Here is a 23,766-nt window from a genome sequence, read left to right as displayed (position 1 = left end):
TTCTAGTTTGTACTTATTTAATTATTGGGGGATGAAATATGAATGTTTTAGTAATTGGCCGCGGTGGGCGTGAGCATGCTTTAGCTTGGAAGTTTGCACAATCTGAAAAAGTAGAAAAGGTGTATGTAGCACCAGGTAATGAAGGTATGCGAGATGTTGCAACACCAGTTGATATTGATGAAAATGATTTTGATGCATTAGTCTTATTTGCAAAAGAGAATAATGTGGAATTAACTTTCGTTGGGCCAGAAATTCCACTTATGAATGGAATTGTTGATCGTTTTAAAGAAGAGGGACTTCGTGTATTTGGTCCGAATAAAGCGGCTGCTGTTATTGAAGGTAGTAAAGCTTTTACAAAAGAGCTTATGAAAAAGTATGATATTCCAACTGCGGCGTACGAAACTTTTACAGATTATGAAGAAGCAGTACAGTACATTCAAAAAGTTGGTGCACCAATCGTTATTAAAGCTGACGGCTTAGCTGCTGGTAAAGGGGTAACAGTAGCAATGACGCTTGAAGAGGCATTACAAGCTGTGAAAGAAATGCTGCAAGATGTGAAATTCGGCGCGGCAAGTAAGAAGGTCGTTATTGAAGAGTTTTTAGATGGACAAGAATTTTCATTAATGGCATTCGTGAATGGAACAACTGTACATCCAATGGTAATCGCCCAAGATCATAAAAGAGCTTTTGATGGTGATAAAGGTCCAAATACGGGCGGAATGGGTGCATATTCTCCAGTACCACAAATTCCAGAATCAGCAGTTCAAGAAGCGATTGAAACAGTATTACATCCAACTGCTAAAGCGATGATTGAAGAAAATCGTTCATTTACAGGCATTTTATATGCAGGTCTTATTTTAACAAATGATGGTCCAAAGGTAATTGAATTTAATGCACGCTTTGGTGATCCTGAAACAGAAGTTGTATTACCTCGCTTAGAAAACGATTTAGTTGATGTATGTAACGCTGTATTAGATGAGAGTGAGATAACGTTACAATGGTCAGAAAAAGCGGTAATTGGTGTTGTACTTGCTTCTAAAGGATACCCAGAAGCATATAAAAAAGGTGATATTATTAGCGGACTAGATGCACTGCAAGATGTGATTGTTTTCCATGCAGGTACAGCAATGAAACATGGGGACTTTGTAACGAACGGTGGCCGTGTATTATTTGTTGCTTGTAAGGCAAATAGTTTACAAGAAGCAAAAGATAAAGTATATAAAGAAATCGGTAAAATTGAGAGTGATGGTCTATTTTATCGAAGTGATATAGGATATCGTGCAATTGGGCATGAGATGACGAGAAGTTAATATGTAAAAATCCCGCTGAGGAATCAGCGGGATTTTTTATTCATCTTTATCTTTTTTTAATTTCCCTTTTTGCTTTGCCATTTCTCGAAGTAAATACTCGATGTGTGCATTGACGCTACGAAACTCATCATTTGCCCATTTTTCGATGACTGCGTGTAATTCAGGATCAATACGTAATGGAAAGCTTTTCTTTTTAGCCATAATTACTTATAGCCCTTAGTATAGGCTTCCTGTATTAATAACGGGTTGCGCACCTTTATCTGAAACGATGGCAACTAATAAGTTGTTTACCATATTTGCTTTACGCTCGTCATCGAGTTCCAGTACGCCTTCTTCATCTAACATATGGATTGAATCTTTGGCCATCTTCACAGCACCTTCAACAATTTCTTTTCTAGCAGCTAATACTGCTTTTGCTTGTTGACGTTGTAGCATTGCATGGGCAATTTCTGTTGCGTAAGCTAAATGCGTTAAACGAGTTTCCAATACTTCTACACCAGCAATTTCAAGACGTGCCTCTAACTCACGTTTTAATTCTTCAGAGATTTCTTCAGTATTTCCGCGTAACGTAATGCAAGTTTCATCTTGGAAATTGTCATAAGGATATTTTGTTGCGACGTGGCGGATTGCCGTTTCGCTTTGAATTTCTACAAATCGATCGTAATGTTCAACACCGAACATTGCTTTTGCAGAATCAACTACTTTATATACGATAACAGCTGCAATTTCAATCGGATTTCCCTCAACATCGTTTACTTTTAATTTCTTACTATTAAAGTTTTCAACACGTAACGATACAGTTTGACGGAATGCGAACGGAATCGTTAAAAATAAACCGTTTTGACGAATTGTTCCTAAATAATTACCAAAGAACGTAATAACTTTCGCTTGATTCGGTTGAACAATCCCGATACCCGTAGCGAGAATTGCGGCTAATACAATAGTTAGTGCTGCTCCTATAAAAATTTCTTGTGCAAGGAAAAATACACCGATAGCCGCTAAAATCAAAATTCCAATAATACCGAGAAAACCATTTACATAAAATACTTGTTTTTCTTTCATATAATCGCCTCCTGATATAAAAATGATATCACTTTTATATCATTTTAAGCAAGAGGTATGCACCTAATTTTCTGAATTTTATTGATTGATATCTTTTATGTACATTTTAAGCTTAAAAAAGGGAATGTACGTTCTGTTTTTATGGTAAAATAAAGAAGACTTAACCGCCCACTGCAGCAGCTAAGTCCCTTTGAGAGCATCTTGCATTGTGACAAATGATTCAAAGCGGTTTTGCCAGGATTATTTCTTCAATCGCTGACTCAATCTCTTTGTCAGAAGCGTCATAACTTCCTTTTGACTTTGGCTTGTCATGAGAGGAAGTTTGATTTACTTCTTCTTTAGCATGTCCTTTTTCAGTAAAATTCATGCTAGGCATTTTAAATGCACCCATATTCATGTATTTTCCAAACTTCCACGCTTCAACAATAGGGCAGAAGCGAACAATTCCCTCTGCAACTTTCATTGCACCAATCCATAGAAAAATGTTAGACCAAGTGCACCATGGCTTGCGTACAAGTTTAGTTGCACTACACCCGAAGAGGACAAGCCCAAGTGTAATTCGAATTAGAGCGTTTATTGTCCCGATGTTTTGCTTCATTAGAAAAACACTCCTTTTTATGAAAATTGAAATAGTAAATACTACTTCTCTTATTAGTATCCCGTGTGATTTTCGGGATATGTAATCCAACATTTGACGTTGAAAAAGATGTTGGAATGGGCGTGTGTGTCAGTAGCTTTTTTTGTTATAATGAAAGAATGCATAAAAAGAAGATGAAATTAAATCATTCTTTTTGAAAAATATTTAATAGTTATTTAAAAAAAACAAGATGAAAACTAACTGTTATTTTAAACAGAACTATAGATATAACTAGAGAAAAGGAAGGGTGTTTTCATGTACGATATTTCCGGATGGAAACATGTATTTAAGCTTGATCCAAATAAGGAGTTAAGCGATGAACATTTAGAAATGATTTGTGAGTCTGGAACTGATGCGGTTATTGTAGGCGGAAGTGATGGGGTTACAATTGATAACGTATTACACATGCTAGTTAGCATTCGTAGATATGCTGTTCCTTGTGTATTAGAGGTCTCTGATGTAGAAGCAATTACACCAGGATTTGATTTTTATTACATCCCAAGTGTGTTAAATAGCCGAAAAGTAGAATGGGTAACAGGTGTTCATCATGAGGCATTGAAAGAATTTGGGGATATTATGGACTGGGACGAAATTTTTATGGAAGGTTATTGTGTTTTAAATCGAGAAGCGAAAGTAGCCGAGCTTACAGATGCAAAATGTGATTTAACAGAAGATGACGTTATTGCATATGCGCGTTTAGCAGACAAGTTATTACATTTACCGATATTTTATTTAGAATATAGCGGTACGTATGGAGAAGTTGAACTTGTTAAAAATGTAAAAGCAGAATTGAAACAAGCTAAGTTATACTATGGCGGCGGTATTTCTAATGCAGAACAGGCGAAAGAAATGGCACAGTATGCTGATACAGTAGTTGTTGGAAATATTATTTATGATGATATAAAATCGGCGTTAAAAACAGTTAAAGCAGTAAAAGGAGAGTAGGTGCAGGCGTATATGAGTATGACAGATAAGTTATTAAACGGTTTAAATCCACAGCAACAAAAAGCGGTACAAACAACGAATGGACCACTTCTATTAATGGCAGGTGCAGGTAGTGGTAAAACACGTGTGTTAACACACCGTATTGCGTATTTGCTTGGTGAAAAAGGTGTAGCACCATGGAATGTACTAGCTATTACCTTCACAAATAAAGCAGCTCGTGAAATGCGCGAGCGTATTGATACACTTGTGGGACCAGAAGCAGAAGATATTTGGATTTCGACGTTCCACTCTATGTGTGTACGTATTTTACGACGCGATATCGATCGTATTGGTATTAATCGTAACTTTACAATCTTAGATTCAGGTGATCAGCTAACTGTAGTCAAAAAAATTATGAAAGAGCGCAATATTGATCCGAAGAAATTTGAGCCGCGCTCTATTTTAGCGGGTATTAGTAATGCCAAAAATGAACTGTTATCTGCGGATAAATATGCAAAAAAAATTACAATGGCTGATCCATATGAAAAATTAACGAGCGATGTATACACAGAGTATCAAAAACGTCTTTTGAAAAATAATTCATTAGACTTTGATGATTTAATTATGACGACGATTCAGCTATTTGAACGTGTTCCAGAAGTATTGGAGTTTTATCAGCGTAAGTTCCAATATATTCACGTGGATGAGTATCAAGATACGAATAAAGCGCAATATCTTCTTGTTAAACATTTGGCAGCACGTTTTAAAAATCTTTGCGTTGTAGGTGACTCTGACCAGTCTATTTATCGCTGGCGTGGTGCAGATATTTCTAACATTTTGTCATTTGAAAAAGATTATGAGAATGCACAAGTAATTTTGTTAGAACAAAACTATCGTTCGTCACAAAATATTTTAAATGCAGCGAATGCTGTTATTGAAAAAAATACGAATCGTAAACCGAAGAAATTATGGACGGACAATCAAGTTGGAAGCAAAATTTCGTATTATCGTGCTGCAACTGAAAAGGACGAAGCATATTTTGTTGCGAAAAAAATTCGTGACGATCTTCAAATGGGGAAACGAAAATATACTGATTTTGCAGTACTATATCGTACGAATGCTCAGTCTCGTATGGTCGAGGAGATTTTCCTTAAATCTAACATTCCGTACAAAATTGTCGGGGGTACGAAGTTCTACGACCGTAAAGAGATTAAAGATATTTTGGCATACTTACGTTTAATCGGTAATCCAGATGATGAAATTAGTTTTGCACGTATTATTAACATGCCAAAGCGTGGTATTGGTGCGACTTCTATTGATAAAATTATTAATTATGGTGTGCAAAACGGAATTTCATTAACTGCTGTATTTGATGAGATTGAGCATGTTGGAGTAAGTGCAAAAATTACAAAGGCAGTAAAAGAATTCGCAAGTTTATTACACAACTGGGTAAATATGCAAGAGTATTTATCTGTTACAGAATTAGTAGAAGAAGTTATTGAAAAAACAGGCTATCGCGATATGTTGAAAAATGAGCGTTCTTTAGAAGCGGAAGGTCGTTTAGAAAACTTAGACGAGTTCTTATCTGTTACGCAAACATTTGAATCTCAAAGCGAAGATAAGAGCCTTGTTGCATTCTTAACAGATTTAGCACTTGTTGCTGATATTGATCGTGTAGATGAAGACCCAACTGCTGGTGAAGAAGTTATTTTAATGACGATGCACTCAGCAAAAGGATTAGAGTTCCCGGTTGTCTTTATTGTTGGTTTAGAGGAAGGGATATTCCCTCATACTCGTTCTCTTATGGAAGAGGATGAAATGCAAGAAGAACGTCGTCTTGCTTATGTAGGTATTACTCGTGCAGAAGAAGAGCTATATTTATCTAATGCGCAAATGCGTACTTTATTTGGTAGAACAAGTATGAACGCTGCGTCTCGCTTCATTACAGAAATCCCGGCAGAACTAGTGGAATCATTAAATGAAACAGCGCCGAAGCGTGAAAATTCGTTTGGTGCAAAAGGCAGAACAGCAAGTAGTAGTAAAATGACAACGACAACCACAACACGCTCTCGTTCAGCTTTCGCGCGTCCTGCAGCTAAGACGACAGGCGGTGAGCAAATTGGCTGGGCAGTAGGCGATAAAGCTTCCCACCAAAAATGGGGAATCGGTACAGTTGTAAGTGTAAAAGGTGAAGGTGATGCAAAAGAATTAGATATTGCGTTCCCAAGCCCGATTGGTGTTAAACGTTTGTTAGCAAAATTTGCACCTGTGACGAAACAATAGAAAGGAATGAGGATATGTCAAAAGAGATAGCAAAAAAACGTATAGAAGAACTGCGTGATTTGTTAAATACATTTAACTATCAATATCACGTATTAGACAATCCTTCTGTTTCTGATGCGGAATATGACCGTGATATGCAGGAGCTTATAAAATTAGAAGCAGAGAACCCTGAGTTTATGAGTGAAGATTCTCCCTCCGTTCGCGTTGGGGGAACTATTCTTGATATATTTGAAAAAGTAACACATAAGTCACCAATGTTAAGTTTAGGAAATGCATTTAACGAAGGGGATTTACGTGATTTCGACAGAAGAGTACGTCAAGGAATTGATGGTGCGAATGTAAGATATATATGTGAATTAAAAATTGACGGGCTTGCCGTTTCGCTTCATTATGAAAAAGGACGCTTCATTCAAGGGGCGACACGTGGTGATGGTGTAACGGGTGAAGATATTACTCAAAATTTAAAAACGATTAAAGCTATCCCACTGCGTTTAAATGAAGAAGTAACGTTAGAGGCACGAGGCGAAGCTTATATGCCGAAGCGTTCATTCGTTAAACTAAATGAAGAAAAAGAGCAAAATGGGGAAGATGTATTTGCGAATCCGCGTAATGCAGCAGCAGGTTCAATACGTCAACTTGATCCGAAAATTGCAGCGAAGCGTAACTTATCTATGTTTGTGTACGGTCTTGCGAATGTAGAAGAAAAAACAATTCCATCGCACAGTGAATCGCTTGATTTCTTAGGTGAACTCGGATTTAAGACAAATCCAAATCGCCGTACATGTGAAACAATCGAAGAGGTTATAGCTTATGTAGAAGAATGGCAAGAAAAACGTCCGCATCTTGATTATGAGATTGATGGAATCGTTATAAAAGTAGATGATGTTGCTCTTCAAGAAAGTCTAGGAACTACAGCGAAGAGTCCAAGATGGGCGATTGCTTATAAATTCCCAGCTGAAGAAGTTGTAACGAGATTAACAGGCATTGAATTAAGTGTTGGCCGAACAGGGGTTGTAACACCGACTGCAGAGCTAGAGCCAGTGAGAGTTGCTGGTACGATTGTTCGCCGTGCTTCTTTACATAACGAAGATTTAATTCGTGAAAAAGACATTCGAATTGGTGACTACGTTGTTGTGAAGAAGGCTGGAGATATTATTCCTGAAGTTGTGAACGTTATTTTTGATAAGCGTACTGGTGAGGAAGAAGAATACCGCATGCCAACGCATTGTCCAGCATGTGAGAGTGAACTTGTTCGTTTAGAAGAAGAAGTAGCACTTCGATGTATAAATCCGACTTGTCCGGCTCAAATTCGAGAGGGATTAATCCATTTCGTTTCAAGAAATGCGATGAATATTGATGGACTTGGAGAACGTGTCATTACACAACTCTTTGATGCAGATTATATTCGTACATTTGCTGATTTATATGCATTGACGAAAGAGCAATTATTACAGTTAGAACGTTTTGGTGAAAAATCAGCAACAAACTTAATACAGGCAATTGAAAATTCTAAAGAAAACTCGTTAGAGCGATTATTATTTGGTCTTGGAATTCGCCACGTTGGAGCGAAAGCAGCACGTACATTTGCAGAGCACTTTGAAACGATGGATGAGCTTGTAAAAGCAACAGAAGAAGAACTAAAAGCAATTAATGAAATTGGCGAAAAAATGGCTCAATCTGTTGTGACATATTTTGATAATGAAGATGTATTAGAGTTATTACAGCAGTTTAAAGAGTATGGCGTGAATATGACATACAAAGGTATAAAAATTGCAGATTTACAAAATGTTGAATCTTACTTCGCAGGAAAAACGGTTGTTTTAACAGGTAAGCTAGAAGTTATGGGACGAAGTGAAGCGAAGAAGAAGATTGAGGCATTAGGTGGAAAAGTAACAGGAAGTGTTAGTAAGAGTACAGATTTGGTTGTTGCAGGTGAAGCGGCTGGTTCGAAATTAGCACAAGCGGAGAAACATAATGTTGAGGTTTGGAATGAAGAGAGGTTCTTACAAGAGCTAAATAAGTAAGAGGTGCAAACTTACCATGAAAAAAATAGCATTAGCGGTATTAAGCCTTGGCCTACTTATAAGTGGGTGTAGTACAGGTGCCGAAAAAGATGAAAAAGTGGCTGAGAAATCGGGGAAAGCAAAAGAACAATCAGTTGTTCCAAAATACGCTATGTCGGATGAATATTATAAGACGACTATTCCATTTGATGGTGGAAAGGCACGTGGTTTAGTCGTGCAAGGAGTAAATAATCGTCTTGATATAGATGAATTTGAAACAGGATTAATGCGTATTGCGAAGGAATCATTTAGTACGAAAGATTATTTCTTTAAAGGCGGAGATACTCTAGAGGCTCAATATGTACAAATGCTTGTCAAAAGAAAGCGTACAAATGCTGAACAGAAAGAACTAGAAGACACGTTAAAAAAAGATGCAGTTAAATTTCCAAACATAGGATTAAATCCAGCTTTAGGTGAAGGATCCGAAATACTAGAAGAAAAAAACAAAAAAAATCCAATATATATTTCCAATATTTTAGAGCATGATTATTATGTGAAAAACGGCGACAAAGATGAGCGTAGCGGCATTGTAGTTGGATTAGCAATGAATTCAGTGCATTATTATAATGAAGAACATGGTTACCCGCGTGAAGCTACAATCTCGAATGAAAAAATGTTAGCTGAAGGGAAAAAAATGGCGCAAGAAGTCTTGAAGTTTATGCATCAAAAAGATCCTGCAACAAAAAACCTTCCGATAACATTTGCAATTTATCGTCAGGCTCCGAAGGCTTCACTTGTGCCAGGTAACTTTGTTTCTTATGCCAATGTTGAAAAAGGTAGTGAAACGGTTGAAGATTGGAAACAAATTAATGAAAAATATTATTTGTTCCCATCTGAGCAAGCGAAAACAGATAATAAACGTGAAGATCTTGCAAGAGTATCCAACTTTAAGGCAAAACTAAGCGATTATTTCCAAGGCGACTATACAGCTGTTATTGGTACTGGTATGTATAGAGATGATGAATTAAGAGAAATGAAGCTTGATATTCCTGTCCAATTTAATGGAAAAGCTGAAATAGTTGGTTTTACACAATATGTGGCAGGGCTTGTTATGGAATACTTCCCGAATTATATGAAAGTACAAGTAACGATTAAATCTGTAGAACGCCCAGAAGCTATTATTATACGTGAAGCAAAACAAGATGAACCACTTGTGAAGATTTTAGATTAAATATGAAGGCTGTTCCTCTATGGAACAGCTTTTTTTCTTATGTAATTTTGTTATAATTTAAAATGTTGTAAAAAATAGGGGTAAGGGGTAAAGCTCATGGAAGAATTAAGTTTTCAAGTCATTATTTTATTAATTGCATTCGGTTTTTTAGCAGCTTTTATTGATTCCGTTGTTGGAGGAGGAGGGTTAATTTCGCTTCCTGCACTTATGTTTGTTGGCTTATCGCCAGCTTCGGCAATTGCAACGAATAAATTAGCAGCAACGATGGGGACGTTTACGAGTGCGATGTATTTCATTCGATCAGGAAAAGTTGATTTTAAAATTGTAGGAAAGTTAATCCCGTTAACTATTGTTGGAGCTGTTGCAGGTGCTTTAGTAGTAAAATTTATTCCATCGGATATTTTACGCCCATTAGTACTTGTAATGTTGGTATTTATTGCTATTTATATTATTGCAAAAAAGAATTGGGGAAGTGTGTCTACCTATAAGAAGATGACGCAAAGAAAAACATTAATATTTTTCTTTGTTATTTTAATGATAGGATTTTATGATGGGTTTTTTGGACCGGGGACAGGGTCATTTTTAATTTTTGCATTTTTATTAATTGGTTTGGATTTTATTCAAGCGGCAGCATCTGGAAAACTTTTGAACTTTGTTAGTAATATTGTATCTTTAATTACTTTTTTATTTTTAGACATAATTCATTTTGAATACGGTATTATCATGGGATTATCAATGATCTTAGGTGCTTATTTTGGATCGAAGTTTGCGATTCAAAAAGGCGTTGGATATGTAAGGACTTTATTTTTATTAGTTACTATATTATTGATCGGGAAAAATGTTTTGGAATATACTCATATTTTGTAGATTCATACGCATGTATGAATCTCTTTTTTTTATTATATTTTAAAAATTTATTAATTTTTAAAATATAAGTCTAGGAATATTTGAATAAATCTAAATTATCGTGTAGAATAATGTTGTAAAATGTAAACGTTTTTCTAAGGGGAGGCTAAAAAAATGGTAGTAGCATACAAACATGAGCCATTTACAGATTTTTCAGTGGAGGCTAACAAATTAGCGTTTGAAGAAGGTTTAAAGAAAGTAGAATCTTATCTTGGACAAGACTATCCATTAATTATTGGGGGAGAAAAAATCACTACAGAAGACAAAATTGTTTCTGTAAACCCTGCAAATAAAGAGGAACTTGTTGGTCGTGTTTCAAAAGCAAGCCGTGAGTTAGCTGAAAAAGCAATGCAAGTAGCGGATGAAACATTCCAAACTTGGAGAAAATCAAAGCCAGAAATGCGTGCAGACATTTTATTCCGTGCTGCAGCAATCGTTCGTCGCAGAAAACATGAATTCTCTGCTATTCTTGTAAAAGAAGCAGGTAAGCCATGGAATGAGGCAGATGCTGATACAGCAGAAGCAATCGACTTTATGGAATATTATGGTCGTCAAATGTTAAAATTAAAAGACGGTATTCCAGTAGAAAGCCGTCCAATTGAATATAATCGTTTCTCTTACATTCCATTAGGAGTAGGTGTTATCATTTCTCCTTGGAACTTCCCATTCGCAATTATGGCAGGTATGACAACAGCTGCTTTAGTTTCTGGTAACACAGTATTACTAAAACCAGCTAGTACAACTCCTGTAGTAGCAGCGAAATTTATGGAAGTATTAGAAGAAGCTGGCTTACCAGCTGGTGTAGTAAACTTCGTTCCAGGTAATGGTTCTGAAGTTGGTGACTACTTAGTAGATCACCCTCGTACACGTTTCGTAAGCTTCACTGGATCTCGTGATGTAGGTATCCGTATCTATGAGCGTGCAGCGAAAGTAAACCCAGGCCAAATTTGGTTAAAACGCGTTATTGCTGAAATGGGCGGTAAAGATACAATCGTTGTTGATAAAGAAGCAGATCTTGAATTAGCAGCTAAGTCTATCGTTGCATCAGCATTCGGGTTCTCAGGACAAAAATGTTCTGCATGTTCTCGTGCAGTAATCCATGAAGACGTATACGATCACGTATTAAATCGTGCTGTTGAATTAACGAAAGAATTAACAGTTGCTAACCCAGCTGTATTAGGTACAAACATGGGCCCTGTTAATGACCAAGCTGCATTCGATAAAGTAATGAGCTATGTTGCAATTGGTAAAGAAGAAGGTAGAATCTTAGCAGGTGGCGAAGGAGACGATTCTAAAGGCTGGTTCATCCAACCAACAATCGTTGCTGACGTTGCAGAAGATGCTCGCTTAATGAAAGAAGAAATCTTCGGACCAGTAGTAGCATTCTGTAAAGCGAAAGACTTTGATCATGCACTTGCAATTGCAAACAATACAGAATACGGTTTAACAGGTGCTGTTGTTACTAATAACCGTGACCATATTGAAAAAGCACGTGAAGAATTCCATGTGGGTAACTTATACTTCAACCGTGGATGTACTGGTGCAATCGTAGGTTACCAACCATTCGGTGGCTTTAACATGTCTGGTACAGACTCTAAAGCTGGTGGCCCTGACTACTTAGCACTTCACATGCAAGCAAAAACTACTTCTGAAACTTTATAAGAAATAGTAAAGGAGCTCTTCACAGAATGTGAAGAGCTCCTTTTAAAATTGAAATCCCGTATATTACCATCGTTCGAAGGGAATGAGCTAAAACCTATTAATAGCGGGATAAACATGTGAACAGAAATAAAATGATGAGAAAAGTTGACTTATTAGTCATATTTTTTAGTATTCATTTTGAGAATTTCCTGTATAATACAATTTGAAAGAAAATCTATGGTTCGACAAGGAACACTCCTTTCAGTTTTGCTCACTGAAAGGAGTGTTTTTTTATGTAGCTAAAAATTCTTGCGTGCTTATTACATTTGCATATACGCCATTTAAACTAGCTAAAATTGTATTGTGAATATAAACAGCTGGTATAGTAGCGTTCTTAAAAGAAAGGTCTTTTGTAGCACAAGCATCATGTATAACGGTACATTGAAAGCCAAAATCGAATGCAGCCCTTACTGTTGCATCAATACACATATGAGTCATCATCCCGCATACAACGACATGTTCAATATTTAAACGTTTTAATTGCTCTAGAAGATTAGTTTCTCGGAAGCTATTTGGATAATGTTTGAGTATAACTGTTTCTTCTCTAAGTGGACGTACGCTTTCGTGAATATGTACACCTTCTGTATTAGGTAGGAAAAAAGTAGTGTCATCTTTTATAGCTACGTGTTGGATATGAAAAATAGGTTCGCTGTTTGTTCTAAAGTGTTGTAATAACTGATTAGCATATTCGCTTGCTTCTACTGGATTACGCAATTCCATCTTTCCATTTGGAAAATAATCGTTTTGAATATCGACGAGTAAAAGAGCTGTTTTCATATATTTATCTTCCTCCGAGTTTCATATTCAAATAAATTTATTCAATTCGTAGAGAGGATTCTCCTGTTTAAAAATATGAGGAAGAAGAATTTTAAATAACCTTGAAAGTTACTATTTTCTTATGAATGTTCATCTGAAAATTTCGATAAAGGAATAATTAATATTTTTCTAAAAAATGTATTGACTCTTATTATTCTGAGTTCTATAATGAGAATTAATTAAACGACAATTAAATCGATACATTCTTATCCAGAGAGGTGGAGGGACTGGCCCTACGATACCTCAGCAACGGGTTTTTTAATACCGTGCTAACTCCAGCAAGCCATATAAAGGCTTGGAAGATGAGAAGATGTGAACGAGTACATATAAGTGCTCTCCTTCTTAATCTTTATGGTTGATAAGAAGGAGAGCACTTTTTATTTTACCTCGAAAGCTCTACTTCAAGTTTTTACAGCATATAGGAGGGGGAAAAATGATTTCTTTTAACAATGTAAGTAAAGTGTATGAATCAGCTGGGCAATCTGTTCATGCGGTGGAGGATGTAACATTATCAGTTGAGAAAGGCGAAATTTTTGGCATTATTGGTTTTAGTGGCGCTGGAAAGAGTACGTTATTACGCCTAGTAAATATGTTAGAGAGACCGACGGCAGGAACGATTTCAATAGATGATAAAGATATTACATCATTATCGACGAAAGAATTACGTAAACTAAGACAAAGAATTGGAATGATTTTTCAAAGTTTTAATTTATTTAATTCAAGAACAGTATTTGGAAATATTGCTTATCCATTAAAGTTAGCGAAAGTACCAAAGAATGAGATAAAAGAAAGAGTAAATGAACTGCTAAGGTTTGTAGGGCTAGAAGATAAAGCAAACTATTATCCAGAACAGCTATCAGGTGGACAAAAGCAGCGTGTTGGTATTGCTAGAGCACTTGCGACATCGCCAGATATTCTTATATGTGACGAGGCAACATCAGCCTTAGATCCAGAAACAACGACAGAAATTCTAAACTTATTAAAGAAGGTAAATCGAGAATACAATTTAACAATTCTTCTTATTACACATGAAATGCATGTTGTGAAAGAAATTTGTCACCGTGTAGCTGTAATGGAGAAGGGAAAAGTTATTGAAGAAGGAAAACTGTTTGATGTTTTCACGCAACCAAAAACAAAGACGACTCAAAACTTTGTACGTTCTGTTATTAATGATCATTTACCAGAAAGTGTTCTAGCGAAAATTCAAAATGGTGGTCAAATTTATCGTCTAACATTTACTGGTGAGGAGACAGGACAGCCGGTACTATCATATATCGCAAAAAACTATAACGTTGATGTAAATGTACTGTACGGAAATATTATTGAACTTCAAAATGTGCTATTTGGAAATCTTCTTATAGAATTGCAAGGTGAGCAGAGGGAAATTCAAAAAGCATTACAACATCTAAGACTGCAAGTGCAGCTGAAGGAGGTAGAAGCTCATGCGAGTTGATTGGAGTATATTTTGGCCGCGCATACTAGATGCGACGGGAGATACCCTCTTAATGGTAATTGTAACACTTATATTCGCTACAATTCTGGGTATACCTCTAGGTTTACTTTTATATGTAACGAGAAAAGGAAACTTTTTAGAAAATAAATGGGTCTTTTCTATTCTTAACATCATAATTAATACAATTCGTCCGGTACCATTCATTATCTTTTTAGTAGCTTTAAGCCCACTAACAAGAAGCGTTATTGGAACGACGATTGGAACAGCAGCGGCAATTTTCCCGATGACGTTAGTCGCATCAATTGGTATTGCTAGAATGGTTGAAACAAATCTTGTTTCCGTTCCGAAAGGAGTAATTGAAGCAGCACAAGCAATGGGCGCCTCGCCAATTAGAATCGTTTTTGAAATCCTTGTACCAGAAGCGTTAGCACCATTAATCTTAGGTGTCACGTTTATGACAGTTGGTTTAATTGAATTTTCTGCAGTTGCTGGGCTTGTCGGTGGTGGCGGTCTTGGTGACTTGGCAATGACATATGGTTATCAACGTTTTGATACATCGGTTATGTTCGTAACGGTTGTTTTACTTATTATTCTCGTACAGATAGCTCAAAATTTAGGAAACTACTTTGCGAAAGTCTTGTTACGCAGATCATAAAAAGGAAGAGAGGAAAAGAAAATGAAGAAAATTTTAGCATTTGCATTATCAGCGATTGTAGGAATCTCAGCATTAAGCGGCTGCTCAAGTGGAGACACGGGTGCAGGAGCGAAAGAAAAAGTAGTTCGCGTCGGTGTAACTGGAACGGATGGAGACGCTTGGGAAATTTTGAAGAAAAAAGCTGAAAAAGAAGGGATTAAAGTTAAACTGATTGAGTTCTCTGATTACACAACGCCAAATAAAGCGTTAGCTGATGGAGATATTGAATTAAACTCATTCCAGCATATTGCTTTCTTAGAGCAATTTAAAAAAGAGCATAAGTTAGATATTACAGCTGTTGGTACAACGCAAATTGCACCAATGGGTTTATACTCTGAAAAATATAAGAAAGCAAATGAAATCCCAGATGGTTCAGAAATTGCAATTCCAAACGATCCAACGAACCAAGCACGTGCATTAAAACTTCTTGATGCAGCTGGATTATTAAAGCTTAAAAAAGATTTTGGCTTATTTGGAGATCCAAGCGGCATTGCTGAAAATCCGAAGAAATTAAAAATCACGCCGGTTATCGCACAGCAAACACCTCGTGTATTAAAAGATGTAGCAGCTTCAGTTATTAATAACGGTGTTGCTGGTCAAGCTGGATTAGATCCAGCGAAGGATCCTATTTTCTTAGAAGATCCAAAGAATGAAAATGCGAAGCCATATATTAATATTTTCGCAGCTCGTACAAAAGATAAAGATGATCCAACACTGAAAAAAGTAATTGAACTATATCATTCAAAAGAAGTAACAGATGCAATTAAGAAAGAAACAAATGATGGCTCCATTTCAGTAGATCTTTCACTTGAGGAGCTTGAAAAAATCGTAAAATAATTATTGGGTTTAATGGACTAACAGAAGGAACCCCTCCGCTGTTAGTTCGTTCAACATATAAACTTAACAAACAAACCCTAATTCTGTACCTTCCAATTTTGTATAACGTAGAATCCAATGTTTGTTAAGTAGAGTAATGGACCAGGAGTTTTCCTGGTCTTTTTTTATGAATGAAAGTAGATAGCGAACAGTAAGGTAATCTGAAAAACCAATTGTTTAGATTGTTTTTTCAGATTAGACAGAAAACTTTCTTTAAAATAGTATTCTTTTATGATAGATTTATAAATATAAAACTAGAATTTACATAAAAATCCATCATGGTAAATATACTTATCTATAATGGGTATACAGCTAACGAGGGGGAGAACGATGAGAAGACGTAATACGCAAGCGTTCACATTTTTAGCATGGACTTCATTTGTTTGTGCGCTTTCAGGTATGCTAATTGGGATTTATACGTTAGATGAAACGCTTAGTGTAAAAGGATACTATTTAATTGGAACATTATTTTTAACGATGTCTTGTTTTGTATTACAAAAAACAATTCGTGATAATGAAGAAGATAACGAGAGATTTCCGAAAAATAAACCGTTAGATAAAGAGTAAATTGTAAAGAAAGGCATTTGCCTTTCTTTTTTTATGTAAAAATGGCGTAAGTACTCTGTGTTGACTTGCTTGAAGTACTGAAAATTTGGTATCATCAATAGTATTGTAGATTGAACGATATATTATGGAGGTGGCCTAGCCGTGTCAAGAATTTCCGTTGAGAATGTAAAGCACGTAGCACATTTAGCACGTCTTGCAATTACTGATCAAGAAGCAGAAAAATTTCAAAAACAACTAGATGCAATTGTTACATTTGCAGAACAGTTAAATGAATTAGATACAACAGATGTAAAACCAACAACTCATGTATTAACTATGAAAAATGTTATGCGTGAAGATGTACCAGAAAAAGGTTTACCAGTCGAAGAAGTATTAAAAAATGCACCGGATCACAAAGATAATCAAATCCGTGTTCCAGCAGTATTAGAATAGAGGAGGGGAATTTCGATGTCATTATTTGATCATTCAGTATCAGAGTTACATAAGAAGTTAAACAACAAAGAAATTTCCGTTACGGATTTAGTAGAAGAATCTTACAAACGTATTGCGGATGTTGAAGATAACGTAAAAGCTTTTCTTACATTAGATGAAGAAAATGCACGCGCAAAAGCGAAAGAATTAGATGCAAAAATCGGCGCTGAAGATAATGGTTTATTATTCGGTATGCCAATTGGTGTAAAAGATAACATTGTAACTAACGGTCTTCGTACAACTTGTGCGAGCAAAATGTTAGCAAACTTCGATCCAATTTATGATGCGACAGTTGTGCAAAAGCTAAAAGCTGCTGACACAATTACAATCGGTAAATTAAATATGGACGAGTTCGCAATGGGTTCTTCAAATGAAAACTCAGGATTCTACGCTACGAAAAACCCATGGAACTTAGATTACGTTCCGGGCGGATCTAGTGGTGGTTCTGCAGCAGCTGTAGCAGCAGGAGAAGTACTATTCTCTCTAGGTTCTGATACGGGTGGTTCTATCCGTCAGCCAGCTGCATATTGCGGTGTTGTAGGTTTAAAACCAACTTATGGACGCGTATCTCGTTACGGATTAGTAGCATTCGCATCTTCACTTGACCAAATCGGACCGATTACACGTACAGTAGAAGACAATGCATACTTATTACAAGCTATTTCAGGTATTGACCGCATGGATGCAACTTCTGCAAACGTTGAAGTTGGAAACTATTTAGCTGGTTTAACAGGCGATGTTAAAGGTTTACGCATTGCTGTACCGAAAGAATACTTAGGCGAAGGTGTTGGCGAAGAAGCTCGTGAGTCAGTACTAGCTGCTTTAAAAGTATTAGAAGGTATGGGCGCAACTTGGGAGGAAGTATCGCTTCCACACTCTAAATACGCTCTAGCAACGTATTACTTACTATCTTCTTCTGAAGCATCTGCGAACCTTTCACGCTTTGATGGCGTGCGTTACGGTGTTCGTTCTGATAATGTAAATAACTTATTAGATCTTTACAAAAACACACGTAGTGAAGGTTTCGGTGATGAAGTTAAACGTCGTATTATGCTTGGTACATTTGCCCTTAGCTCTGGTTACTATGATGCATATTACAAAAAAGCACAACAAGTACGTACATTAATTAAAAATGACTTTGAAAATGTATTTGCTAACTATGATGTTATTATTGGACCAACAACACCAACTCCGGCATTTAAAGTTGGAGAAAAAGTTGACGATCCAATGACAATGTATGCAAATGACATTTTAACAATCCCAGTAAACTTAGCGGGTGTTCCAGCGATTTCAGTTCCATGTGGATTCGGTGCTAACAACATGCCACTTGGTCTACAAATCATTGGTAAACACTTCGATGAAGCGACAATTTACCGCGTTGCACATGCGTTTGAGCAAGCAACAGACTATCATACAAAAAAAGCAAGTCTGTAAGGAGGCGAGCATAGATGAATTTAGAAACAATTATTGGTTTAGAGGTTCACGTTGAGTTAAAAACAAATTCGAAAATTTTCTCTGCGAGTCCAACAGAATTCGGAGCGGAGCCAAATACACAAACAAGTGTAATTGACTTAGGATACCCAGGGGTACTTCCTACTTTAAATAAAGAAGCAGTTAACTTTGCAATGAAAGCTGCAATGGCATTAAACTGTGAGATCGCAACGGAAACGAAGTTCGACCGTAAAAACTATTTTTATCCAGATAATCCGAAAGCTTACCAAATTTCTCAATTTGATAAGCCAATTGGTGAAAATGGTTGGATTGAAATCGAAGTAGACGGTAAAAAGAAACGTATCGGTATTACACGTCTTCATTTAGAAGAAGATGCTGGTAAATCAACGCATACAGCTGATGGTTCATTAGTAGACTACAACCGTCAAGGTATGCCTTTAATCGAGATCGTATCTGAGCCAGATATGCGTACGCCAGAAGAAGCATATGCATACTTAGAGAAGTTAAAATCAATCATTCAATATACTGGTGTATCTGATTGTAAGATGGAAGAAGGTTCTCTGCGTTGTGATGCGAACATTTCTCTTCGTCCAGTTGGACAAGAGAAGTTTGGTACAAAAGCGGAACTGAAAAACTTAAACTCATTCACTTACGTACAAAAAGGTCTTGAGCACGAGCAAGTGCGCCAAGAAAAAGAACTGTTATCTGGTGGTATCATCCAACAAGAAACACGTCGTTATGATGAAGCAACGAAGAAAACAATCTTAATGCGTGTGAAAGAAGGATCTGACGATTACCGTTACTTCCCTGAGCCAGACTTAGTTGAACTTTACATCGACGATGAGTGGAAAGAAGCAGTTCGAGCTTCTATTCCAGAACTTCCAGATGCGCGTAAAGCTCGCTACGTTGCAGAAATTGGCTTACCAGCTTATGATGCACACGTATTAACATTAACGAAAGAAATGTCTGATTTCTTTGAAGCAACTGTTGCAGACGGTGCTGATGCGAAATTAACATCGAACTGGTTAATGGGTGAAGTACTTGCATACTTAAACAAACAACAAAAAGAATTAAAAGACGTTGCATTAACGCCTGCTGGTTTATCTAAAATGGTTCAATTAATTGAAAAAGGTACAATTTCTTCTAAAATCGCGAAGAAAGTATTTAATGAATTAATCGAAAAAGGTGGAGACCCAGAAGAAATCGTTAAAGCGAAAGGTCTTGTTCAAATTTCTGACGAGGGTACACTTCGTAAAGTTGTAACAGAAATTCTTGATAATAATGAGCAATCTATCGAAGACTTTAAAAACGGTAAAGACCGTGCAATTGGGTTCTTAGTTGGTCAAATTATGAAAGCTACAAAAGGACAAGCAAATCCACCGCTTGTTAACAAAATCTTACTTGAAGAGATTAATAAGCGATAATAGTAGTGACTTTTAAAGATTAAGCAGAAAAACACCCGTACATGGGTGTTTTTCTAGGTTAATCAAACGTTTGTTTAAATGAGACAAAATCGTTTAAACAAACGTTTGATTAACTGTCAAAAGTGGAAAAATGTTTGTATAGCAACTATGGTATGATAGTTGCAAAAAGGTGGGAATAATGATAAATCTAAACATAGAGGTTTTTTTTCATCTCATGAAATAATAGATAGTTATTATTCGTTATATGTAAATTTTTATGGAAGAATGGATAGAAATAAAGTGAAACTTTAATCAGTGGGAGGTTCATCCCCAACTGATTATTAGCCCACACCAATCGGGCATTTACTGCCCGCAAATAGCGGGATAAATTTTTTGGTCAAATAAAACAAAACCATTGAAATGAATATTTACTTTTGATGGACTACACGAATCGGGTTCTTACTGCCTGTTTGAGCGGGATAAAAGAAGGATAGCAAGATGAGAGGAGGTAGGCATGGGAATACTGAATAGAAGTTCGGTATGTTCTTTTTCGATGCATAAAGAAATTTCCTGTGCTAATAAATGATGAAGCGAGCAAGAATTATTTATAATCCTACTTCTGGGCGTGAGCTATTTAAGAAGAGCTTACCAGAAGTATTACAAAAATTAGAACAAGCTGGCTATGAGACATCTTGTCATGCGACAACGGGTCCTGGAGACGCTACTGTGGCGGCGAGGCAAGCTGCGGATCGTAAGTTTGATGTTGTTATTGCCGCTGGTGGCGACGGTACATTAAATGAAGTAGTAAACGGTTTAGTTGGACATGAATTCCGCCCGAAATTTGGAATTATTCCAGTTGGAACGACAAATGACTTTGCACGTGCGATTGGTGTACCTCGTTCTATTGAAGAGGCAGCAGATATTATTTGCGAAGGAAAAACAGTGCCATTAGACCTCGGTAGAGCGAACGATACATATTTTATTAACATCGCTGGTGGCGGTCGTATTACAGAATTAACATACGAAGTACCGAGTAAGTTAAAGACAGTATTAGGACAACTTGCTTATTACCTAAAAGGTATCGAGATGTTACCATCATTGCATCCGACATATGTTGAAATTGAGTATGATGGAAAGTTACTACAAGAAGAAATTACAATGTTTTTAATTACGAATACTCGTTCAGTAGGTGGATTTGAAAAGGTAGCACCGTATGCATCTATTAACGATGGGTTATTTGACCTATTAGTACTGAAAAAAGGTTCTATCGCTGATTTAATTAAAGCAGCAACACAAGCACAACGTGGTGAACATATTAACAATCCAAAAGTGTTATACACACAAGCGAACCGAATTAAAGTACATTCACCAGATAAACTAATGATTAATTTAGATGGTGAGTATGGTGGAGATGCACCGATGGAATTCGAAAATATATATCATTGTTTAGAACTATTTGTTCCTGAACATCAAGAGGATGCCTTGTAAAGGCATCCTTTTTTACTTTGTTAAAATGAATTGTAAATTGGGAGTTAGTTTGATTTTTATGGTATTTTTACAATTCTTTTATTTTACATCCATACTTTATTGATACACTGGAAGAGATAAGAAATGAGAGGTAGGATGCTATGGAGAAGATAAAGGCGATATTATTTGATAAAGATGGGACATTAATGGATTTTCATTCAATATGGATAAAAGTAGCTGAAGAACTTGTAGCTGAATGTATAAGTTTATATCATTTACCAAATACAATACGGCAGACCTTATTAGAAGAGATTGGTGTAGAGGGAGCATTTGTTAATCCGAGGAGTGCAATAGCTGCTGGAACAAGCCTTGATGTAGCGAAGGGGCTTTGTAATTATATTGAGTCTGCTAGAGAAGAAGAGATGCATCATTGGGTAAGTGAGAAGTTATTTTCCCTTATGTATGAGCATCGTTCGCATATGAAAATGACAGCGAATTTACCGAAAGTGTTACAGGCATTAAAAGATAAAGGATTTATATTAGGGGTTGTCACGGCGGATGATTTTGCACCAACAGAATTATTTTTAAAACAATATAAGTTGGAGAACTTTTTTGATTATATTATAGCCTCGGATACATTCCCTGTGCAAAAACCAGATAAAAAGATTATAGAAGTGTTTTGTGAGAAATTTAATTTAGAATCATGTGAGGTTGCGGTTGTTGGAGATACGCCAACTGATTTACATTTAGCTAAAAATGGCGATTGCTATGCAATTGGGGTGCTATCTGGTACGGGAGACCGTCCAACATTAGAACCACTTGCTGATTTAGTGTTAGATTCTGTTGAAGAGTTTATTTCTCAATCGGGTGAGTTTTTCTGGGAGAAAGAAAAGTCTAATGTGTAAGGAAAATAAGTCTATAAAGACTCTTAATGAGTCTTTATAGACTTATTTTTTATGCCTGGATACAAAGAATATAGGATAAATGCTAGAAAAGAAAGTTGGCATACATTTTGCAATAAAAAGAGAAAACAATGTAAAGAAAAGGATGGGGTACGCAATGAACACAAAAAAATTTGCTAAAGTAAATGAACAAATTCCAGGACCGAAAGCGGCATCTTTATTAGAACGCCGTCAAAATATAGTACCAAAAGGAGTAAGTAACGGCATCCCAACGTTTGTACAATCTGCAAATGGTGCTCTTGTAACAGATGTTGATGGCAATCAGTACATTGATTTTGCAGGAGCAATCGGGACAATTAACGTAGGGCATTGTCATCCAACGGTTAAAGAAGCGCTCCATAAACAAGTCGATCAATACATTCATACTGGATTTAACGTCATGATGTATGAGCCATATATTGAATTAGCGGAAAAACTTGCGGCATTGGCACCAGGAAGTTTCGATAAGCAAGTCCTCTTTTTAAATAGTGGTGCAGAAGCAGTTGAGAACGCGGTGAAAATCGCTCGTAAATATACGAAGAGACCCGGTATTATCGCATTTTCTAAAGGTTTCCACGGGCGTACATTAATGACAATGACGATGACAAGTAAAGTGAAGCCATATAAATTTGGGTTTGGTCCCTTTGCTCCAGAAGTATATAAAGCGCCATTTCCATACGAATACCGTCGCCCAGAGGGATTAACGGAAGAGCAGTATGATGATTTTATTATTGAAGAGTTTAAGAACTTCTTCATATCGGAAGTAGCGCCAGAAACAATTGCAGCTGTTGTAATGGAACCTGTTCAAGGGGAAGGTGGATTTATCGTCCCAAGTAAGAAATTTGTTCAAGAAGTACGCCGCATTTGTTCAGAGAATGGCATCTTATTTGTAGCGGATGAAATACAAACAGGCTTTAGTCGTACAGGAAAATATTTTGCAATTGATCATTATGATGTCGTTCCAGATTTAATTACAGTGTCTAAATCATTAGGGGCTGGTGTACCGATAAGTGGTGTCATTGGACGTAAAGAAATTATGAATGAGTCTGCACCAGGTGAACTCGGTGGAACGTATGCAGGAAGTCCATTAGGATGTGCGGCTGCCTTAGCTGTTCTCGATGTAATAGAAAATGAGAAATTAAATGATAGAGCGATAGAATTAGGAAAAGTCGTAATGAATCGATTCGAAGAGATGAAAAATAAATATCATTGCATCGGTGATGTGCGTGGGTTAGGAGCAATGTGTGCATTTGAGGTCGTTCAAGATCGTAAGACGAAAGCAACTGACAAAACGTTAACGGCTAATCTATGTGCAGAAGCAAATAAGCGTGGGTTACTTTTATTATCAGCAGGAACGTATGGAAATGTTATCCGTGTGTTAATGCCTTTAATTATTACAGATGAGCAACTTGAAGAAGGATTAACAATAATTGAAGAATCGTTGCAAGCTTGTTATAAGCAAACAAACATCGCTCGCGTTTAAAAACTGAAGTATAAATAGCAAACATTCTAGCTGACTCTATATTAAATGCAGAAAATTCACTTTATAATAAAGGTAGTGAAGTGGAT

At 36.5% G+C, this 23,766-nt stretch carries 21 protein-coding genes and 1 riboswitch; of the genes, 17 read left to right on the top strand and 4 right to left on the bottom strand.

Annotated elements, in window-relative coordinates; translation table 11 throughout:
* Positions 1-38 precede the first annotated feature (38 nt).
* Positions 39-1,310, top strand: coding sequence for a phosphoribosylamine--glycine ligase (purD, locus tag C4S65_RS18370; protein ID WP_061666175.1), 1,272 nt, complete (start codon positions 39-41; stop codon positions 1,308-1,310).
* Positions 1,311-1,346: 36 nt separating this feature from the next.
* Here purD and C4S65_RS18365 read toward each other — a convergent pair whose 3' ends face one another.
* The 3 genes from C4S65_RS18365 to C4S65_RS18355 all read right to left on the bottom strand — a co-directional run bounded on the left by C4S65_RS18365 (position 1,347) and on the right by C4S65_RS18355 (position 2,970).
* Entirely contained in the window at positions 1,347-1,511 is a 165-nt protein-coding gene (locus C4S65_RS18365; protein WP_001085172.1) for a toxin-antitoxin system HicB family antitoxin, read from the bottom strand.
* A gap of 15 nt (positions 1,512-1,526) precedes the next feature.
* A complete protein-coding gene (locus C4S65_RS18360; protein ID WP_000660674.1) occupies positions 1,527-2,372 on the bottom strand; it encodes an SPFH domain-containing protein in 846 nt (281 codons plus the stop codon).
* Positions 2,373-2,592: 220 nt separating this feature from the next.
* Positions 2,593-2,970 carry a DUF2892 domain-containing protein gene (locus tag C4S65_RS18355; protein WP_000812342.1) on the bottom strand — a complete coding sequence of 126 codons (378 nt, stop codon included), beginning with the start codon at positions 2,968-2,970 and terminating at the stop codon, positions 2,593-2,595.
* 294 nt (positions 2,971-3,264) lie between these two features.
* Between C4S65_RS18355 and C4S65_RS18350 the strand changes: the two genes are divergently transcribed.
* The 6 genes from C4S65_RS18350 to pruA all read left to right on the top strand — a co-directional run bounded on the left by C4S65_RS18350 (position 3,265) and on the right by pruA (position 12,018).
* Positions 3,265-3,954 (top strand): heptaprenylglyceryl phosphate synthase, encoded by a 690-nt coding sequence (locus C4S65_RS18350; protein ID WP_000272105.1) that lies wholly within the window; start codon positions 3,265-3,267, stop codon positions 3,952-3,954.
* Between the two features lie 12 nt (positions 3,955-3,966).
* Positions 3,967-6,216, top strand: a complete 2,250-nt coding sequence (gene pcrA / locus C4S65_RS18345; RefSeq protein ID WP_042973201.1) for a DNA helicase PcrA — start codon at positions 3,967-3,969, stop codon at positions 6,214-6,216.
* A gap of 14 nt (positions 6,217-6,230) precedes the next feature.
* A complete protein-coding gene (ligA, locus tag C4S65_RS18340; protein WP_000031419.1) occupies positions 6,231-8,240 on the top strand; it encodes an NAD-dependent DNA ligase LigA in 2,010 nt (669 codons plus the stop codon).
* Between the two features lie 16 nt (positions 8,241-8,256).
* Positions 8,257-9,450 (top strand): CamS family sex pheromone protein, encoded by a 1,194-nt coding sequence (locus C4S65_RS18335; protein WP_000717021.1) that lies wholly within the window; start codon positions 8,257-8,259, stop codon positions 9,448-9,450.
* Between the two features lie 96 nt (positions 9,451-9,546).
* Positions 9,547-10,317, top strand: a complete 771-nt coding sequence (locus C4S65_RS18330) for a TSUP family transporter (RefSeq protein WP_000391978.1) — start codon at positions 9,547-9,549, stop codon at positions 10,315-10,317.
* A gap of 153 nt (positions 10,318-10,470) precedes the next feature.
* On the top strand, positions 10,471-12,018 hold the full coding sequence (pruA, locus tag C4S65_RS18325; RefSeq protein WP_000259556.1) for an L-glutamate gamma-semialdehyde dehydrogenase: 1,548 nt from the start codon (positions 10,471-10,473) through the stop codon (positions 12,016-12,018).
* A gap of 270 nt (positions 12,019-12,288) precedes the next feature.
* Here pruA and C4S65_RS18320 read toward each other — a convergent pair whose 3' ends face one another.
* A complete protein-coding gene (locus C4S65_RS18320; RefSeq protein WP_000844909.1) occupies positions 12,289-12,834 on the bottom strand; it encodes a cysteine hydrolase family protein in 546 nt (181 codons plus the stop codon).
* 242 nt (positions 12,835-13,076) lie between these two features.
* A riboswitch (SAM riboswitch) is annotated at positions 13,077-13,182 on the top strand.
* Positions 13,183-13,306: 124 nt separating this feature from the next.
* On the opposite strand from C4S65_RS18320, the gene C4S65_RS18310 reads away from it, so the two are divergent.
* The 10 genes from C4S65_RS18310 (at position 13,307) to gabT (ending at position 23,680) form a co-directional block, all read left to right on the top strand.
* Complete coding sequence (locus C4S65_RS18310) at positions 13,307-14,326, top strand: methionine ABC transporter ATP-binding protein (protein WP_000622971.1); 1,020 nt, start codon at positions 13,307-13,309, stop codon at positions 14,324-14,326.
* Entirely contained in the window at positions 14,316-14,981 is a 666-nt protein-coding gene (locus C4S65_RS18305) for a methionine ABC transporter permease (RefSeq protein ID WP_001261865.1), read from the top strand. The genes C4S65_RS18310 and C4S65_RS18305 overlap by 11 nt, the downstream gene beginning before the upstream one ends.
* A 21-nt stretch (positions 14,982-15,002) precedes the next feature.
* A complete protein-coding gene (locus C4S65_RS18300) occupies positions 15,003-15,857 on the top strand; it encodes a MetQ/NlpA family ABC transporter substrate-binding protein (protein WP_000721588.1) in 855 nt (284 codons plus the stop codon).
* A gap of 369 nt (positions 15,858-16,226) precedes the next feature.
* Positions 16,227-16,463, top strand: coding sequence for a YiaA/YiaB family inner membrane protein (locus tag C4S65_RS18295; RefSeq protein WP_001254393.1), 237 nt, complete (start codon positions 16,227-16,229; stop codon positions 16,461-16,463).
* Positions 16,464-16,604: 141 nt separating this feature from the next.
* Positions 16,605-16,895 (top strand): Asp-tRNA(Asn)/Glu-tRNA(Gln) amidotransferase subunit GatC, encoded by a 291-nt coding sequence (gene gatC, locus C4S65_RS18290; RefSeq protein ID WP_000086999.1) that lies wholly within the window; start codon positions 16,605-16,607, stop codon positions 16,893-16,895.
* A 15-nt stretch (positions 16,896-16,910) separates the two neighbouring features.
* Positions 16,911-18,368 (top strand): Asp-tRNA(Asn)/Glu-tRNA(Gln) amidotransferase subunit GatA, encoded by a 1,458-nt coding sequence (gene gatA / locus C4S65_RS18285; protein WP_000051441.1) that lies wholly within the window; start codon positions 16,911-16,913, stop codon positions 18,366-18,368.
* Between the two features lie 14 nt (positions 18,369-18,382).
* On the top strand, positions 18,383-19,810 hold the full coding sequence (gatB, locus tag C4S65_RS18280) for an Asp-tRNA(Asn)/Glu-tRNA(Gln) amidotransferase subunit GatB (protein WP_001047683.1): 1,428 nt from the start codon (positions 18,383-18,385) through the stop codon (positions 19,808-19,810).
* A 561-nt stretch (positions 19,811-20,371) separates the two neighbouring features.
* The gene (locus C4S65_RS18275) at positions 20,372-21,277 is read left to right on the top strand and encodes a diacylglycerol kinase (protein ID WP_000977679.1); all 906 of its coding nucleotides are present in this window, start codon (positions 20,372-20,374) and stop codon (positions 21,275-21,277) included.
* A 140-nt stretch (positions 21,278-21,417) separates the two neighbouring features.
* Positions 21,418-22,161, top strand: a complete 744-nt coding sequence (locus tag C4S65_RS18270) for an HAD family hydrolase (RefSeq protein ID WP_061666176.1) — start codon at positions 21,418-21,420, stop codon at positions 22,159-22,161.
* A gap of 154 nt (positions 22,162-22,315) precedes the next feature.
* Positions 22,316-23,680 carry a 4-aminobutyrate--2-oxoglutarate transaminase gene (gene gabT / locus C4S65_RS18265; RefSeq protein WP_086406723.1) on the top strand — a complete coding sequence of 455 codons (1,365 nt, stop codon included), beginning with the start codon at positions 22,316-22,318 and terminating at the stop codon, positions 23,678-23,680.
* Positions 23,681-23,766 lie beyond the last annotated feature (86 nt).

This window comes from Bacillus sp. ok061 (genome assembly GCF_900108285.1).
GTDB lineage: Bacteria > Bacillota > Bacilli > Bacillales > Bacillaceae_G > Bacillus_A > Bacillus_A thuringiensis_S.
Note: the sequence above shows the minus strand (reverse complement) of the source record. Positions and strands in the feature narration are given on the sequence as shown.